The following is a 16891-nucleotide window of genomic DNA, read 5'->3' on the forward strand; positions in this document are numbered from 1 at the left end:
ATTACTTGCTCTACCTATTTTCATCTGATATCTTCAATATTTTCTTGCTTCGCGTCTTCCTTCCTCGACTTCTTTTCTGCAGTCTCTTACGCTCTTGCTCTCTGAAACAGCAGCAAGTCCTACATCCCACCAGGAATCATAGCCATCAGTCATAGTCTTAGGCATTACCTTAAGATCTATTAGTGTTGAAACTTTCTGTTTCTTGGAATCCTTGAGGGCTTCTTCCAGCTCTTCCACTGTTCTTACTGTGTAAGTCTTAAGTCCGTATCCTCTTCCGATCATTGCATAATCAATAGGAATAAGGTCTCCTGAGAGCTTTCCATTTTTGTCTCTATAGCGGAACTCTGTTGCAATTGAGCCCATACCATGAGTCATTTCAAGGTTGTTGATGCAGCCAAAGCCACAGTTATCAAATACGAGGATATTTATCTTGGCTCTTTCCTGCATCGCTGTTGCAATCTCACTGTGGAGCATGAGGAAGCTTCCATCTCCAAGGAATGTGTAAACTTCCTTTTTAGGATCTGCAAGTCTTACGCCGAGAGCTCCGGCAACTTCATATCCCATGCAGGAATATCCGTATTCTGCGTGATATCCGCATCTTTCGTCTGTGGTCCACATTCTCTGAAGATCACTTGGCAGTGACCCTCCGGCTGTAACTATTGTTGCGTTCTCGTCTATGCATCTTCTGACTGTAGCAATCGCCGCGGTCTGAGTCAGAGTTGCCTTTGTAAGTTCATGGAACTCAGGAAGTGTTCTTGGATCGCGAGCTTCGATCATTGGCTTAAACTTATCGCCTGTATAAACGATTACGCCAAGTCGTTCCATCTCCTTGTCCCACTTATCTTTTGCTGATTTTATCTCGTCTGTGTATGCACTCTTATATTTGCTCTTATTCAGTTCTTTTATTACCAAAAGAAGTGTCTCTTTTAAGTCACCAACTGCCTTTGTGGCATCCATTTTGTAAGCGTCGAAGCGGTTAACATTTATAGTCACAACTTCAACTCCGGATTTGAATTGTCTCTTTGATCCTGTTGTGAAGTCAGATAACCTTGTTCCAAGCGCAATTATAAGATCAGCTTTTTTTGCAATCTGGTTTGCTGCTGAAGTTCCTGTTACTCCGATTCCTCCAAGACACATAGGATCAGATGACTTGCAGGCACTCTTTCCTGACTGAGTCTCTCCAAATGGAATGTTAAAAGAGTTGCAGAATTTCTCTATTGTTTCGCCGGCTTCAGAATACTTGGCTCCGCCGCCAACTACTACGAGTGGCTTCTTTGCCTTTTTTATCTTCTCAACAACGTCGGCAATCTCCTCTACGGCTGCTGCCTGGCGAACTATTCTGTGGACTCTCTTTTTAAAGAAGTACTCCGGATAATCGTAAGCTTCACCCTCTATATCCTGAGGAAGTGCAATGCAGACAGCGCCGGTCTGAGCCGGGTCTGTCAAAACTCTCATGGCGCTTATCATAGCTGTCATAAGCTGCTCAGGTCTGTTTATTCTATCCCAGTATTTGCACACCGGCTTAAATGCATCATTTGTTGTAACAGCGAGAGATGAATCAACTTCCAGCTGCTGCAGAACAGGATCAGGCTGCCTTGACGCAAAAGTGTCCGCCGGAAAAACAAGAAGTGGAATATGATTAACTGTAGCATCAGCGCAGGCTGTAACCATATTTGCTGCTCCGGGACCAACGCTTGAAGAACATGCGATGATCTTTCTTCGATTGTGCTGTTTTGCAAATGCGCAGGCTGTGTGACACATTCCCTGCTCATTTCTCCCCTGAAATACCTTTAACTTTCCCGGATTCTGATCAAGGGCTTCCCCAAGCCCTACCGCTATTCCGTGTCCGAATATTGTGAAAATACCTTCTACAAACTTTGTCTCTTTTCCATCAAAAGAAACATACTGCTGGTCAAGGAATCTCACCAGCGCCTGTGCTGTTGTCAGCTTAACTGTTTTCTCCATAACCTTCTCCTTATAAAAAGCTATACCCACCAATTGCTCTGTGCTAATCAACGCTAAATTGATAACACGAATTGCTCCGTTACAAGTAACTCTCGCAATTCTAAAACATTCGGAATCCGCACCATAGTGCTACTTCCTCATGTTTTGCAGGTCTCAAAGCAATAATGCTTATAATGCAAGCATGAACGCATTACAGCTTTTATCCCCTATTATCAAAAAATGTATGATACAGAGCAAAATTTATCTCCATATCATACATTTTATTTTTATTTTATAGCATTATCTACGCGGTTTTTATTTATAGCCTTATAAAATATTGCATTTTTTGTTGTCGAAATATTTAGTTATGAATTAGCAATTATTCCTGCTGTATCCGCTGCTGTCATATAAGTTCCAAGTCCAAAAAAGTTATCATTGTCCATTATTACCATCTGGTTATCTACCATGTTCAATTGAAGAACAATAAAAAATATGGGCAGGTACTATGTACAATCATACAAAGCGCCTGCCTCTTTATTTATATTTTTACTCTATTTCTATACTTACAGTCCAAATCCAGCAAGCATATTTGCAAACTCTTGTGAGCCACCAAAGCCGTTCATGACATCTTCTCTGGAAGCACCATTTGCAAGTCTATTTAACCAATTTGCTCTTCCGACCTCATCGGGGGGCGTAATCTCTATTATACGTTTCTTCACACTTCTTTCCATATATTCTTACCTTTTTGGAATGCTTCAATTTTCATGAGTTTCTGTTCGTACAGTTTTTTTAAACATGGAATTCTTATTCGCCGTTCAAACAGATCCTTCTCATATATGTCAAAATTCATATTGGCTTTCTCTAAATCCACAATTTGTCTATCTTGAACATACGATAGAAGTTTGCTCTCCTTTGCAATAAAGGAATGTGTTTTGATTGAAGAAAGTTTTACATGCTCAAGCTCTGTATATGGAATGTTATAAAACATTGAATTGCCAGAATCGTATATTGGGGCGAATCCCAATATTTCAAGAGTATCTGGATTACGCACAACAGAGATATTATTCATGTGTCGGTCCGTGTTAGATATAAGATAATCTGTCATAATTTCGTAATCCATGAATCTGGTGAAGTCATCATCACTGATTCCAAGACTCAGACATACTTTCTTGAGCGGATAATAGAGAGATTCATTCTGTTTTATCTTAATTGTCTGTAACAGTTCCCACGCACTTATACACTCAAGATTTTCACTACAAAAATCGTAAGACATGCATCCGATGCCTTCCCCGCCCTCAACGTCGACCGTTGTAAGGATATAATCCGTATGATTTTTAAACCCCTGTTTCTTGTGGAGCTCAGTAGCAAAAATTTCATTCAGGCTCTGCTGATAAGAACTACCATAATTGCCCTTGACCATATATCTTTTTCCAGATTCATCTATACACCACTTCTTTTGCAGTTCACCTTGTGAAGCAGCACATTTAAATCGTGTCTTCATGCGTAAGTCTATAACATGGTCCTTATTCATGGTCAATTCACCGAACGTATCCACGAAATCATTTGTAAAAAGGTTTACATCTTCCCATGAAAGATCTTCGCCACGAGGTTTTATCCAGTAGCAGTCTGATAAGCTGAGCGCAAGATTATCCACTAATGCACTATTAGTCGATTCATATCCGAGTTTTTGCAAGGCTGATTTAGCTCCATTTCTGGTTTTAGGAATTGCGCGATCTTTCCACCACTCATGGAATTTCATGTCATTCATCCTTCCACCCAACGGGAAATGATCAATCTGTGCCTCATTCTTTCTGCAGTTACCAAGTATGCCTTCGTCGGATATTTCCATCAGGCATACCGGTATATTCTTATGCATTAGATAATACTCATTTGCAATCTTTTTCATTTATCAGCTCCATATAATATCCTCTTTCTTGTCATACTCGCAGTCCTTTTCAAACTTTGCTCGTATTTCATAAAATGAGTCAAACATATCCTTAACATATAGAGGTAGGTTTTCTCTCTTAACCCCTTCCATTGAAGTACTTATCCGTATCATGTTGCCATAAGAATCAGTAATGCTATTAGCACTTTTGTCGTAATAATACTTGTCTCCAGCTGGCGTCTGAATAATTTCTGAATATCGTTCAGATGATGGAATCAGCATAGATAACATGCCTAAAATATATGGCGCAGGTCTGGATTCCCCCTGTTCCCACCTTCTTAATGTGCCCAAAGGTATTCCATACTTAATGGCAAAAGCCTTCTGTGTTAATCCAGTGTTATCTCTTAGCTCTTTTATCGTTATCGCCATTTTTGCTCCGTCTTTATATTTATAAATATACTCATTTTGAATACCGATATGATTACAATAATCAATTTGATTACCTTCACTTATATAGTACTCAAAGTGATTACTACCGTCAAGTATTTTCCATATTAGTATGACAGTTCAGAGCCATGCTTGAGATATAAAGATTCGCATGCATGGATCGCCAACTTTGCTCCATCTTTATACTTATCATATCATGTACAATATGTTTTTATTTTTGCTCCCTCAATATACATCATTTCATTCGCAACACGATCAACAAAAGTTTTGTCATGAGATGTAAAAATAAGTGTGCCTTCGTACTCAACAAGTAACTTTTCTAAAGCCTCTACCGATGGGATATCCAGATAATTGGTCGGCTCATCAAGAATAAGAAGATTCACGTCTGAAACAAATAACATTGCAAAAGAAAGCTTCATTCGTTCCTCACCAGATAAGTCTTTTGCCTTCTTATTCATATCCCGTTCGGATAAAAGAAGTCTGGCAAGAATTATTCGTGACAGACTTTCGGATTGTATGCTGACTAGCATAGCATTTTTACTTCTGTATCCAGTCCCTCTTTCTTTATTTCTTTTACCAGCTCATGGATCCTGTCTGTCTTATCAATACACATCATATATACCACGTGATGGTCATATGTCCTCTCCTTATTTAAATAATTTCTAAAAGGTGACTTGTGGAGCTTATCATAAATATCAGCCTCTGCCTCATTTATCAGTTTCTTGTAATATCTTAAAAGAACATCCTCCAAAATAACTGTGGTAAATACGTTGAATCCTTTCTCTATGATCAATTTCTCAATTTTGCCTGAGTGTATGACAGAAATAACATACACCTTTGGATATCTGTTCTCCCTAATGTCATATAAAACAGCTCCATCCATTGCAATTATGGGCAACTTTGGTTTTATATCCGGCATAGATTCCAAAAATGAAGCCGGTGTGCAAAGAGACGAGAACGTCATATTTATTCCTGATTCCAACATGCTATTTATTGTTACATTACTGTATGAAGATAACTTCTCGCCCTTATTCATGATAGCCATATCTACATTTGCAATGAACAAGGTATTTTTATCCGGTGCTCCATGAATGTGAACTGAATTGATAACAAGTCCCAGCAATATTCCTATCAGAGTATCAAGACTTCGCTTTAATACAAAAAGATATGGATTTTCATCTGTCAGATGATTGACAACTATACTTAAGAAAACAACACAAGAAAAATATGATGCCTTTTTTTGCTTGAAAAGAACAGTCGTATAGATTATTGGGATGATCAGGAGTGAAATAATAAAATAGTGCCCAAACCCGTCTCCATAACTTGCAACATTCATTTTAAAAAGAATATATGCCAGTCCATACACTGCACCTATTCCTGTTCCTATTGTCCTTTGGATCGCATTCCCAAAAGTATTCTTAGTTTGATTCTGTATACACCACAAAACTGCCAGCGCTGAATAGAAAGGTGTTCCCTGTCTGCCTCTCAAAAGATAGATCACAAAGCAACACTCCAAACGCCGATTTTATTATTCTCATTCCCACATGAGGGATTTTATGATGTTGCATAGTATATTTGCTGTTCCTTTTATCCCATATTTTCCTGAATCAATACATATGTTTCCTGCATATTGCTACTGCGTAATATTCCATTTGATGTCCTCTTTTTGATCTGTAATCTTCTAACCGTTATAGAAATGGTGAAGTTAATGATAAAATATATGGCTGCTGCCATTCCGAATAGAACAAAAACATCTGATACATTTATTGCATTAGTTCCGTTGTATCTATTGGCTGCGGACAAAATCTGCTTTGTCCTGGCCATAAGTTCTATTACTGCAACGTTTGCTAAAAATGAACTGTCTTTTATTGTTGTTATTACCTGACTTAACAGAGTAGGTATTATGGCTTTAAAGGTCTGTGGAAGGACTATATACCACATGATCTGGATCATGTTGAAGCCCTGTGAATAACCGGCTTCAATCTGACCGCGAGCCACAGAGTTAAGCCCACCTCTTACTATCTCTGCAATTACACCTGACGTATAAAGGATCAAAGCAACTGCTGCTTTGAACATCAATTTATTATTAACCGATGAAAGTCCAAACATTGCCTGGTCAACGAATCCCGGACATGGCCAAAAAACAACGCATATAAATATCCAAAACAGTAATGGTGTATTTCTGAACATTTCTATATAAACCACTGAGAGCACTTTTAGCAGCAGGGCTTTCTGCTTGCCACAATAATTTCTCATAAGTGCAAGGCCCGTTCCTATGACCACACTAAAAAGTACTGAAACTACTGAGATTATCAGTGTAAAAAGAACTCCGTATAAAACAAAATTTATAATTGCCGGATTCCCTAGCATTGACAGACTATTTTTTAAGGTACCCATATCACGCCTCCGTGGCTTCGAGATTTATAGCAGCCTTCTGCTCCCTCTTTTTCAGTGAATTCTCCCATGTTGAAGCAATTGTAGATAATGGGAAACAGATCAGGAAAAATATAACTCCACAGACTATATATGCAGGAGCATAAGATCCTCCGGTATTCTCACCTGTAACAAAACTGTAGGTCAGAGACAATAGATCTGCCCCACCAACTATATACAGACAAGATGTGTTTTTTATCATATTGACTATGGTATTGGTCATAGGTGGAAGGATTACTTTAATGCTCTGTGGAATGATTATATAGAACATCATCTGGACATACCCGAACCCTTGCGCCTGCGCTGCTTCAAACTGTCCCTTTGGAACTGCCTCAATTCCGGCCCTTATAACTTCTGCCATATATGCTCCGGTGTAAATTCCAAGAGCCAGAAATCCTGTAACAATGATCCCGGGACTGTGACCTGAGAATGCCAGTGCATAATACAAAAAACACATCTGTAACAGGACCGGAGTATTCTGGATCACTTCTACATATATTCTGCTGATAGTCTTTAGCACCTTCTTGTTAGAAGTAGCCATAAGCCCAAATATAATTCCCAGTATCAGAGCTATGATCAGGGCTATCGCTGCTGTCTTTAGAGTATTAGCCAGCCCGAGAAGAAATGTTCCTCTATACAGCCATATTTTGTTCCATGCCCTCGTAGAAAATAATCCCGACATTTCCGGCCCTCCAAATCATTTATTCAAGTCCGTTCTCTTTGATAAGTGAATCAATTGTTCCATCTGCCAAAAGAGCTGTCACAAGTTCTTCAGTAACTGCTGATAATCCGGAAGCTTTTTTCGTAGCAATGCCATATTCCTGTGGTGAGAACTCAGCATCGATGTAAGATCTTCCTTCTGTCTTATAAATTGCAAGAATTGATTTATCAACACAGAATGCGTCTACTTCTCCAGCGCTTAATGCAGTTGAAATTGTAGGATAGTCATCATACTGTTGGAACTTAATACCTTCTGTCCAAGTAGCAGGGTCAAATGTCTCAGGATCAAAGCCATCTCCACTTATAACTCCTGCCTCTATCATTGCTGAAACCAGGGATTTAGCTGAAGTAGAACCGGATGAAACTCCTACTGTAGCATCAACAAGTTTTTCAAGTGTTGTGATTCCCTTTGAGTCTTCAACCAAAACGCTGACATAATCTGTGTAATATGGTGTTGTGAAATCCCAACTCTCTTTTCTCTCATCTGTAATAGTGAATGTAGCCAAAACGCAATCAATATCGCCTGAATCAAGGAGCTCTGTTCTGGTTGCTGCAGTTACTGCTGTAAACTCAACATCTACACCAAGTTTTGCAGCAAGTGCCTTGGCAAGCTCAATCTCAAGACCTGAATACTCTCCTGTAAGAGGATCTTCATAACCAAATCCTATTACTGCGTTCTTAACTCCTACTCTTAAAACACCTCTGTCAATAATTGCCTGCACATCTTCAGATACCCCTTCACTTTCAGCACCGTCACTCTCTGAAGTTGCTTCAGTTGCGCCTGTCGCCTCTGCAGAAGCTGGCGCTGCTTCTGTTGATGCCTCAGCAGTGCTTGCAGGCTCTTTAGCTTCTGCAGATCCACATGCTGCCAACATAACTCCCATTAATCCCGCCATAATGGTTGATACCAATTTTTTTCTCATAACTTTATTCCTCCTCAGTTTTTCTATTTCGGTAAGTGCTATTCGTATGCACTATAACCCGCATTTATCTGATGATCTTACCCAGGAACTGCTTAACCCTCTCACTTTCCGGATTTTCAAAAAAGTGTTCCGGCGTTCCCTCTTCTATGATCTGTCCATCTGCCATAAATACAATCCTGTCAGCTACCTGCCTTGCAAATCCCATCTCATGCGTTACAACTACCATTGTGATGTTCTCTTTTGCCAGCTTGATCATTACGTCCAACACTTCCTGTATGGTCTCTGGGTCCAGAGCTGAAGTCGGTTCGTCAAATAAAATGATCTTGGTCTGAGAACAAAGTGCTCTTGCTATTGCAATTCTCTGCTGCTGGCCACCGGAGAGCGTTGTAGGATATACATCTGCCTTGTCTTTGAGTCCTACCACATCAAGATAGTGATACGCTAAATCCTCAGCTTCTTTCTTTGACCTGTGCTGCAACTTCATAGGTGCCAAAGTCAGATTTTTTAAAACTGTCATATGTGGATAAAGATTAAACTGCTGAAACACCATTGAAGTAGTATCACGTATTACCTTTGTTTTGTTCTTGTTATTCAATTCCTGTCCGTCTATGGTCACTTTTCCACTTGAAGGAGTTTCCAGGAAATTCATACATCTTACTGTTGTAGATTTTCCTGAACCGGAAGGCCCAATGATAACAAGCTTCTCTCCCTCATTTACTTCAAGATTCACATCCTTTAGAACATGCAGATCTCCGAAATATTTATTTACATTTTCAAGCTTTATCATTGCCATAGACTTCTTTTGCCTTTCCGTGATGCAACAAAGGGCGCTCCGGTTTAAAACCGAAACGCCCTTGTTTCAATGCACACTTTTAGAGGGTATGTTAAAAAGAAAAAGCGCTTTGACACACTTTGTGTATCAAAACGCCCTTGTTTGTATACAAGTATACTGACAAGTATTATTTTTGACAATTGGACCATTTTTACGAATAATTGTCTGAATATATTAAAATTATAGACATATTTGCCAACTATTCACCGATCAACTTCTTATCTTTTAACAATTTAATAATGAGCTGCGCAGCATATTCTTCTGTCACAGTTCCAGTATTTATCGATAAATGATATTCCTTAGGGTCTAGCCATTCTTTACCTGTATAATACTTGTAGTAATCAGCTCTATATTTATCCGTTTGCTGTATGGTCTTTTTTGCCTCTTCATAATTAAACTGAAGTCTTTGCATAACATTCTTTATACATTTTTCTTCCGGTGCCTGGATGTTTATTTTGACCACATTGACCAGACTTCTTAAAATATAGTTTGCAGCTTTACCTATTATTATGCATGATACATTCTTATCAAAAGCCAGGTTCTTTATCACCTGCGCCTGAATATTAAAAAGATTTTCATTTGAAAAATAATCCTTATCTTCTACCCTGAAAACTCTTTCATGGTTATAAACGCCATCAGAGTTTTTAATTGCCAGAGATCCTTTCTTTATCCTCTCATTTGCTTCATAAAAAAATCTCTCATTAATTCCACTAAGATCAGCTGCCATATTTAATATCTCACTATCATAGCAAGGTATTCCCAGCTCTTTTGATAAGTTTCTTGCTATATGGCTTCCTCCACTTCCAAGTCCTCTTGCTATAGTAATAATATAATGATCCATATCCGTCGCCCTCCCTTACATAAGTCCTATAATTTTCCAATATGGTATGCTTATGATAGCCGCTAAGATTGTTATTGCTATAAATACATGTGACATTCTCTGTGCCTCTTTAAAGTCCACTGCATCTTTTCCCATTATTGCCTGTGCTGTGACAAAATTAGTATTGGTATATTCTGTAGGCCACGACTTCGAAGCTGCAATGATAAGGAATCCGGTAATAAAAGGACTGATTCCAAGCAAATTATATGCTGTGGATGCAAAAACTACGTAAAATATGGTAACTGTAGCAATCGAAGATACAATAAATATCCTAAACAGATAAACTATGATAACCAGTCCAATCAGATAGATTATCGCATTATGAGTAATTAGTCTTACTATTGGTTCCATTACAGCAGCTAACCATACATCTATCTCCAAAACCGTGAAAAGACTGGCGATGCACACAATTCCTCCAACATATATCCATATATCCCATGGAATTTCCGATCTAAATTCCTGATTAGAAATTGCCCCAACAGTATGAAGAAATGCATACACTATAATTGCAAAAATACATTCAGGAATTCCTGTGTAATTCTTGGTTATCCATCCTATCAAGGTGAACACCATCAAAATTCCTGTTATCTTCTCTGTTTGAGACATAGGTCCCAGGTCATTTATCATTGAGTTTAAAGCACTCTTGGTAAGTCCTATAGACTCTTTAGGGCTATACAAAATCAATAAGACTATGTATACCAATATAAATGCCGCTATTGCCCAAACTAAAGATGCTATAAACCACCCCGTCCAAGAAAAATTATCCGCAATCTTTTCTGGCATCATACCTACTACCAACAATGCTTGGACTGATCCACTCAAAAAAATGTGTCCTAAGCTTGGTCCATTGATAAATACCGCCAAAAACAGTCCAGTAAGTGGTTTGCTCTTTTTTTCCAATGACATTTTTTCTGCTACAGATGCAGTTAATGATGCTAAAAGGCCTGACTTTGCTGTAGTACTCGGAATAAGCGGATTTAGTACCATTGATGACAAAGAAAGCGCCAATAATTGCCACTTATAAGAACATGGAAATAGCTTTAACAGGTATAATGCAATTCTATTCATCAAACCGCTCTTTTTGATTACAACAGTTATAGGAAGTATCGTCAAAACCATCCACATAGTGGTTCCAGAAAAAGCCGAAAAGACTGTTGAAAATGGCGCGATATTCAAAATCACACATACCGATAGTACTAGCAATATTACGATATGTTCGTCAAAGACTCCTGTTATCAGCATGAACACCATCGCAATCAATAGACCGATATATTCTTTCGCTTGTATGCTTATTCCTAGTTCAACTGGAATTCCAATAAAGAGAAGTGCTATAATTGCTGCAAAAGCTAGATTAAATATATGGTTCGAGCAAATGGATTTTTTTATTGTATTTACCATAGCTCAAAAACCCTTTTCAAAAACTAATCCCTTTGGCGCATAATAACAGTCAGAAATCATTCCATATATTTCAGGATGTCTGTCTCTCTGCCAATTAAGTCTTCCTCTGGCATAAATCACATCATCCATATCAAGATCAGCACACACATACTGCCATCCTTCGTCTGACAAAGGCTCGGTAACCATATTTCCCAACGGATCAGCTATAAATGATTTACCAAAATGATGTCTTGGAACCGGTTCATTATCTACCTGCTCATCGCCTGCTCTATTAAGTGCAATTACAAAGGAATGCGATTCCAAAGCTCTAGTCTGGAGCTCAGTAATAAACATATCTGCCCTAAGTCCCATAGTACATGTAGCAGTTACAATAATCTGTGCGCCCTGAAGATAATAAGATCTCCATACTTCAGGGAAAGAACGGTCATAACAGATCAGCATTGCCATTTTAACTCCATTGTCGAGCTCAAAAACAGGAAGTGTGTCTCCCGAATTGAAATAGTATTTTTCATAGACTGCGTTATATCTGATATCACCTCCGGGGATATGAATCTTGCGGTATTTACCAATAACTCCTCTTACCGGAGATACAAGTCCCATGGTGTTATAATAAACTTCTTTTCCGTCTTCAATTGCCTTCTCAAATAATGAATAGGCAATGTGTACATCAAGCTTCTTCGCTTCCTCGAGCATCCTTGTTGTAGTTGGTCCCGTAAGAAAATCTTCTGCATACTGAAACCATTTCTTTTCTCTTACCATTCCAAAATAAATACCCGTCATCATCTCAGGAAATGTCACAAGGTAAGGCTTCTCCTTTTCTACAAGTTCTTCCATAAAAGCGACCTGGCGATCTACGTATTCTTCATTTGTCATACCATTAGTTACAGTCCCCGGCTGGATTCCTAATACCTTTACATTCATTGTCATTCCCTCCTGTCATTCACTGCGCATAGCACAGTGCTGTTTTCTTTCTTTATAAATATGAAAACATCTATTGCAGCTAACACATCTACTTCCTTCAGTATCCAAGTTCGTCAATAAATCCGGCTGGCATATAAAAGGTCTGCTCATTCCTACAAGATTTGCCCCTTTAGATAAAGCTTTCTCTATATCTTCTTTATTTCGCAATCCTCCTGTCAGCATTACCGGAACGTTACAACTATCTTTGCAGATCTGAATATCTTTGACATAGTAAAGGTGCTCTTTTTTTGTCTTTTGAATAAAATCTGAACCACTTAACTCAATTGCCCAAATTGCATATTTTTCGCAGCATTTGTAAAAATTCTTTTTAATATAATCTGGAATATCTGTATTAACCTTTACTAAAACCGGATAAATATCCACTATTTCTCTTACTGCCTTAAATAATTTCGAAGCAATCTCCACGCCATCTTTTCTTTCAGTTAAAAGTTCACTAAGTAAATATCCATGTCCAAAATGGATTTGTACTCCATCTGCACCACTTTCTTTTGCCCGCCTTGATGCCTCTGCAAAGCCCGTGATAATAGTATCTATTTCTTCATCTCTTATCTCCTGGGCTGAATCAAAATGTTTAGCCAGCAGCTCAGAAACCTTAGTCTTTCTTCCGGCATGAGATATCTGAAAAATAATTTTGCTTCCATAAGTGTGAACTGTATCACATAATAGTTTTGCTCCATCATGATCAAATCTTTCGTCTATCGTGTTTTGATTGGAATCAAGCCTGCCATCTTCTGCTATAAAGAAATTGCCCGTTATTATCATTCCAATTCCGCTTTGAGCCAGGTGCCGGTAAAGATCTATCTGTTTCGCAGATATACTTCCATCTTCTTCACCACAGTAATCATTTGTAGCTGCTCTGACTATTCGATTCTGAACTACCAGCTTTTGATACTCATACACTTCATTTATCATTAGATTGTTCTCTTAAGATATCTACCACGACCTGGCTTTGCTAACACTACGCCGTCCTTCTGAAGCACTTCTCCTCGACTTAATGTGTATCTTGGCCAGCCCTTGAAAGTCATACCATCGTAGATTGAAAAATCTGAACATCCGTATAATTCCGGAGTAATTGTTCTCTCCCACTCCAAATCAACAAGTGCCAGATCTGCATCTTTTCCGACCTCAATCGAACCTTTATCCGGCAGGTTAAATACCTCTGCCGCATTCGTACTAAGTACCTTTGCAATTGTTGTAAGAGGGATTTTTCTTTTCAGATGTCCTTCACTTATAAGTGCAGGCAACGCGATTCCCTGTCCGGAAAAACCAACCCAGACATCCCACAAATTATCTGCATGAGCTCCATTTCTTGTGTACTTCTGTGCCCTTGTAACAGGAACATTATCTGTTCCTATGGTTTTAACAATCCCTTCTCTGATACCTTCCCAAAGAGCCTCATTATCTTCTTTGGTATGCAATGCAGGATTCACCTTAGCATCCATTCCGGCCGTCTTGTCTAGTAATAGATACTGTGGGCAGGTTTCAATTGTAACTTTTCCACATTCAATATTTTCTGAGAGCGCCTTATACACATCCAACGACTTCTTGGCAGACGTATGAACTATATAAATATTTCCGTCCAGTTCTCCGTTTATGAGCATAGCTCCTGCCACACAGTTAGATTCCACAAAATCGGGTCTTCCTGCGTCCCACTCTTCGATTCCTGTTGCATTGGGATGAAGTTCCTGTTGCTCTTTTAAAAAGGCTCTAAACATATCCGGATCTTCACAATGTATGCAAAGTAAAAGCTTTGGATCAATACTGTGAAGCTTTTTAATAATGTAATACAGATCTGCCTTATCTAAAGTAAGGGCTTCTTCCTTCTGTATTCCATAAAAAGTATGTGCTATGTCCTGCTTGTCAAAGAAAAATTTAAAGGATGTTATTCCCAGATTTCTAACATAGTCTTCGAGTTCTCCCATGTGCTTCTTTGCACATAACCCTAGAGAAATTCCAAAATCAATGTAAGAATTCTCCTCACCTATTTTTATTTCATCGGATACAGTGTCGAAATAGTTTCCTTTTCCTCTATGGTATTCAACAATCGACGTTGTTCCACCTATAACTTCTCTTTCAGTGCTGTATCTATATGATTCTTCAAAGCTGTTATAAAGGCCTAAATGCTGGTGTGGATCAATTGCTCCCGGCATAACATACAGCCCGCTGGCATCAATTACTTCACAATCAGCTCCGTCAATTGCCCCAGGCTCGCTGATTGATGCTATCTTCTCAGCTTCTATCAAAATGTCAGCCTTTTTCACTTCGTCCCTTAAAACAACCATTCCATTTTTTATCAGCGTTCTTTTTCCCATAGCAATTCACTCCTTACGCTTCTTTTTCTTTTAATGAATAAAAATATTCTTTAACATAATCGCTCTTTATCACATCGCCATATTTCATCCAGATATCAAGCATTGCCACTTTGTGTGATGCCTCAATTCTATCTGTAATACAATCTTCTACATACCCAAGGTTATAGCTTCGTGTTATCGCATCAATGGCGGTTGCTCTACAGCATCCACTGCTAGAATTTCCTACTATTATTAAAGTATCTATACCAAGCTTTACCAGATAACTTTCAAATGGCGTTCCATAAAATACACTTGCATAGGCCTTGGGAATAACCAGCTCATTTGGCAGCGGGGCTAAATCCGGGACTAATTCACTCGCCGGGTTTCCATCTAAATACTTAGTCTGATCCCTCTTTGTTTTTGATGAAAAACCATCAAACGCTAAAGTCTGCTTTTGAACATTCCTGGTATACATAATTGGTATTCCGCATTCTCTTGCCACATCTCTCAAAGAGATGATTCTTCTAAGAGAAGCCCATGCCTTTTCCCCTCCACCTGAAGGCCACTCATCAAGCTGTTCCTCTATAGGTTTGTCTGCTCCAAGGTAATTGGGCTGACAATCTATAATTAATAGAAGCGGCTTTTTTCCAAATCCACGTGTCTGTCCATATCCACCTTTTTCTATAACTATTTTGTCTACTTCTGAAAGAAGATCATCCCAGCAATGTTGTTCTCCCATAATATCTCCTCCTGACATATCATTACCTTGGAATAAATTTACCTGTTGGTTCAGAAACTATCTTGCCATCTTTCTGAACTATTTTCCCTCTTACCATCGTATATCTTGGCCACCCCTTAAAAGTCATTCCATCATATATAGAGAAATCACAATGACCAAACAACTCTTTATCGATAGTTCTCTCCCAATCGAGATCCATAATGGCGAAGTCTGCATCATATCCCACTCTCATCTCACCCTTTGTCTTCAAGCCAAATTTGCGAGCCGAATTAATACTATTTACTTTAGATAGCTGGCTTAAGGATATTCCCCGTTTATGATATCCGTCATTTATGAGTGTGGGTAATATCATTCCAGCTCCGGGAAATCCAGGAATAACATGCTCAATATCTTTGCCCTTTTTGTATTTTGTCGAGAGATCACATGGACAATTATCTGTTCCCATTGATGTGATTGTCCCGTCCTCTATTCCTTTCCAGAGTTCTTCGCTATCATCTGCTGTTCTAATCGGAGGTACAACTGTCGCATTCAATTTAGCAGGAGCATTTTCATCAAGCACCAGGTAATGTGGGCATGTCTCAAGTCCAACTTTCCCCTTCAATATGGGTTTTAACTGCCTTGCAAGTCGCACATCATCTCCTGCGCTGTTATGCACGATATAAATATTTCCATCTACTACATGATTGACCCAAAGTACACTTAAAACCGCGCTTGCCTCGCCAAAATCTGGCCTTGCCTTAGAATAAGAACTAAGGTTATACTGATCAAGTTCAGGATTATCAAAAGTTAATCTCTGTTCAGGATAGAAAATCTCTGTATCCTCACAATGAAGACAAAGAACTGCATCTTTGTTCAATTCCTTAAGCTTTTTAAGAATATCCATTACCTCTCGTTTATTACCCAAAAGTCCTGTCCCAGGAGTGAGTCCATAATGCTCTTCCAAGCGATTTGTCTTATCCAGATAGAACTTAAATGAAGTCACATGAAGTTCTTTCATATATCTTTCTATATCAGCTACCTGAGACTTCTTTACCAACCCCAGTGAAAAAGTATAATCAACCATTGATTTCTCATCACAAAACTTTATATAGTCAGGCACTGTATCAAAGTAATCATAGTTGTGTCTATGGAACTGAAGAACTGTTGTTAATCCTCCGATTACAGCTCTTTTTGAATCTTCAACAACATCCTCTTTATAGTCCTTATAAATTCCCCAGTGAGTATGCGGATCAATCGATCCTGGCATAACATATAGCCCACTCACATCCAGAATTTCATCAACAGTCTCTTTGCACTCTCCTGGTTTAAAAAAAGCAGCAATCTTACCATCTCTTATCAAAATATCTGCAGGATATGTGTCTTCTTCAAATACTACATTCCCATTTTTTATAAGCATTTCACCCATATCTATGCCTCCT

Annotated in this window: 17 protein-coding genes; all 17 read right to left on the minus strand. The window is 38.7% G+C overall.

All coding sequences use genetic code 11. The features are described 5' to 3' along the window. Window positions 1-33: 33 nt before the first annotated feature. On the minus strand, window positions 34-1965 hold the full coding sequence (gene iolD, locus J6O61_RS18235; RefSeq protein ID WP_292215738.1) for a 3D-(3,5/4)-trihydroxycyclohexane-1,2-dione acylhydrolase (decyclizing): 1932 nt from the start codon (window positions 1963-1965) through the stop codon (window positions 34-36). Window positions 1966-2507: 542 nt separating this feature from the next. After that, window positions 2508-2675: a DUF4214 domain-containing protein gene (locus J6O61_RS18240; protein WP_292215739.1), complete on the minus strand. Its 168-nt coding sequence runs from the start codon at window positions 2673-2675 to the stop codon at window positions 2508-2510. Next, a complete protein-coding gene (locus J6O61_RS18245) occupies window positions 2660-3850 on the minus strand; it encodes a HipA domain-containing protein (RefSeq protein ID WP_292215740.1) in 1191 nt (396 codons plus the stop codon). Before J6O61_RS18245 ends, J6O61_RS18240 begins: the two co-directional genes overlap by 16 nt. A gap of 3 nt (window positions 3851-3853) precedes the next feature. Further along, entirely contained in the window at window positions 3854-4258 is a 405-nt protein-coding gene (locus J6O61_RS18250) for a helix-turn-helix domain-containing protein (protein ID WP_074888619.1), read from the minus strand. A 212-nt stretch (window positions 4259-4470) separates the two neighbouring features. Further along, a complete protein-coding gene (locus J6O61_RS18255; protein WP_292215741.1) occupies window positions 4471-4806 on the minus strand; it encodes an ATP-binding cassette domain-containing protein in 336 nt (111 codons plus the stop codon). Beyond that, window positions 4800-5777 (minus strand): FUSC family protein, encoded by a 978-nt coding sequence (locus tag J6O61_RS18260; RefSeq protein WP_292215742.1) that lies wholly within the window; start codon window positions 5775-5777, stop codon window positions 4800-4802. Before J6O61_RS18260 ends, J6O61_RS18255 begins: the two co-directional genes overlap by 7 nt. 86 nt (window positions 5778-5863) lie before the next feature. Further along, on the minus strand, window positions 5864-6673 hold the full coding sequence (locus tag J6O61_RS18265) for an amino acid ABC transporter permease (RefSeq protein WP_292215743.1): 810 nt from the start codon (window positions 6671-6673) through the stop codon (window positions 5864-5866). A 1-nt stretch (window position 6674) separates the two neighbouring features. Further along, a complete protein-coding gene (locus tag J6O61_RS18270; protein WP_292215744.1) occupies window positions 6675-7391 on the minus strand; it encodes an amino acid ABC transporter permease in 717 nt (238 codons plus the stop codon). A 19-nt stretch (window positions 7392-7410) separates the two neighbouring features. Next, window positions 7411-8352 (minus strand): transporter substrate-binding domain-containing protein, encoded by a 942-nt coding sequence (locus J6O61_RS18275; protein ID WP_292215745.1) that lies wholly within the window; start codon window positions 8350-8352, stop codon window positions 7411-7413. Window positions 8353-8416: 64 nt separating this feature from the next. Continuing rightward, window positions 8417-9145: an amino acid ABC transporter ATP-binding protein gene (locus tag J6O61_RS18280; protein ID WP_330613827.1), complete on the minus strand. Its 729-nt coding sequence runs from the start codon at window positions 9143-9145 to the stop codon at window positions 8417-8419. 238 nt (window positions 9146-9383) lie between these two features. Beyond that, window positions 9384-10025, minus strand: coding sequence for an AAA family ATPase (locus J6O61_RS18285; RefSeq protein WP_292215746.1), 642 nt, complete (start codon window positions 10023-10025; stop codon window positions 9384-9386). 15 nt (window positions 10026-10040) lie between these two features. Beyond that, on the minus strand, window positions 10041-11462 hold the full coding sequence (locus tag J6O61_RS18290; RefSeq protein WP_292215747.1) for an SLC13 family permease: 1422 nt from the start codon (window positions 11460-11462) through the stop codon (window positions 10041-10043). 3 nt (window positions 11463-11465) lie between these two features. Then, on the minus strand, window positions 11466-12383 hold the full coding sequence (locus J6O61_RS18295; RefSeq protein WP_292215748.1) for a carbon-nitrogen hydrolase family protein: 918 nt from the start codon (window positions 12381-12383) through the stop codon (window positions 11466-11468). A gap of 15 nt (window positions 12384-12398) precedes the next feature. After that, window positions 12399-13355 (minus strand): oxidoreductase, encoded by a 957-nt coding sequence (locus J6O61_RS18300; RefSeq protein ID WP_292215749.1) that lies wholly within the window; start codon window positions 13353-13355, stop codon window positions 12399-12401. Further along, complete coding sequence (locus tag J6O61_RS18305; RefSeq protein ID WP_292215750.1) at window positions 13355-14755, minus strand: dihydroorotase; 1401 nt, start codon at window positions 14753-14755, stop codon at window positions 13355-13357. Before J6O61_RS18305 ends, J6O61_RS18300 begins: the two co-directional genes overlap by 1 nt. 13 nt (window positions 14756-14768) lie before the next feature. Beyond that, the gene (locus tag J6O61_RS18310) at window positions 14769-15473 is read right to left on the minus strand and encodes an isochorismatase family protein (protein ID WP_292215751.1); all 705 of its coding nucleotides are present in this window, start codon (window positions 15471-15473) and stop codon (window positions 14769-14771) included. A gap of 22 nt (window positions 15474-15495) precedes the next feature. After that, on the minus strand, window positions 15496-16878 hold the full coding sequence (locus J6O61_RS18315) for a dihydroorotase (RefSeq protein WP_292215752.1): 1383 nt from the start codon (window positions 16876-16878) through the stop codon (window positions 15496-15498). Window positions 16879-16891: the final 13 nt, after the last annotated feature.

Source organism: Butyrivibrio sp., assembly GCF_017635265.1.
In the GTDB taxonomy this organism is placed as follows: domain Bacteria; phylum Bacillota; class Clostridia; order Lachnospirales; family Lachnospiraceae; genus Butyrivibrio.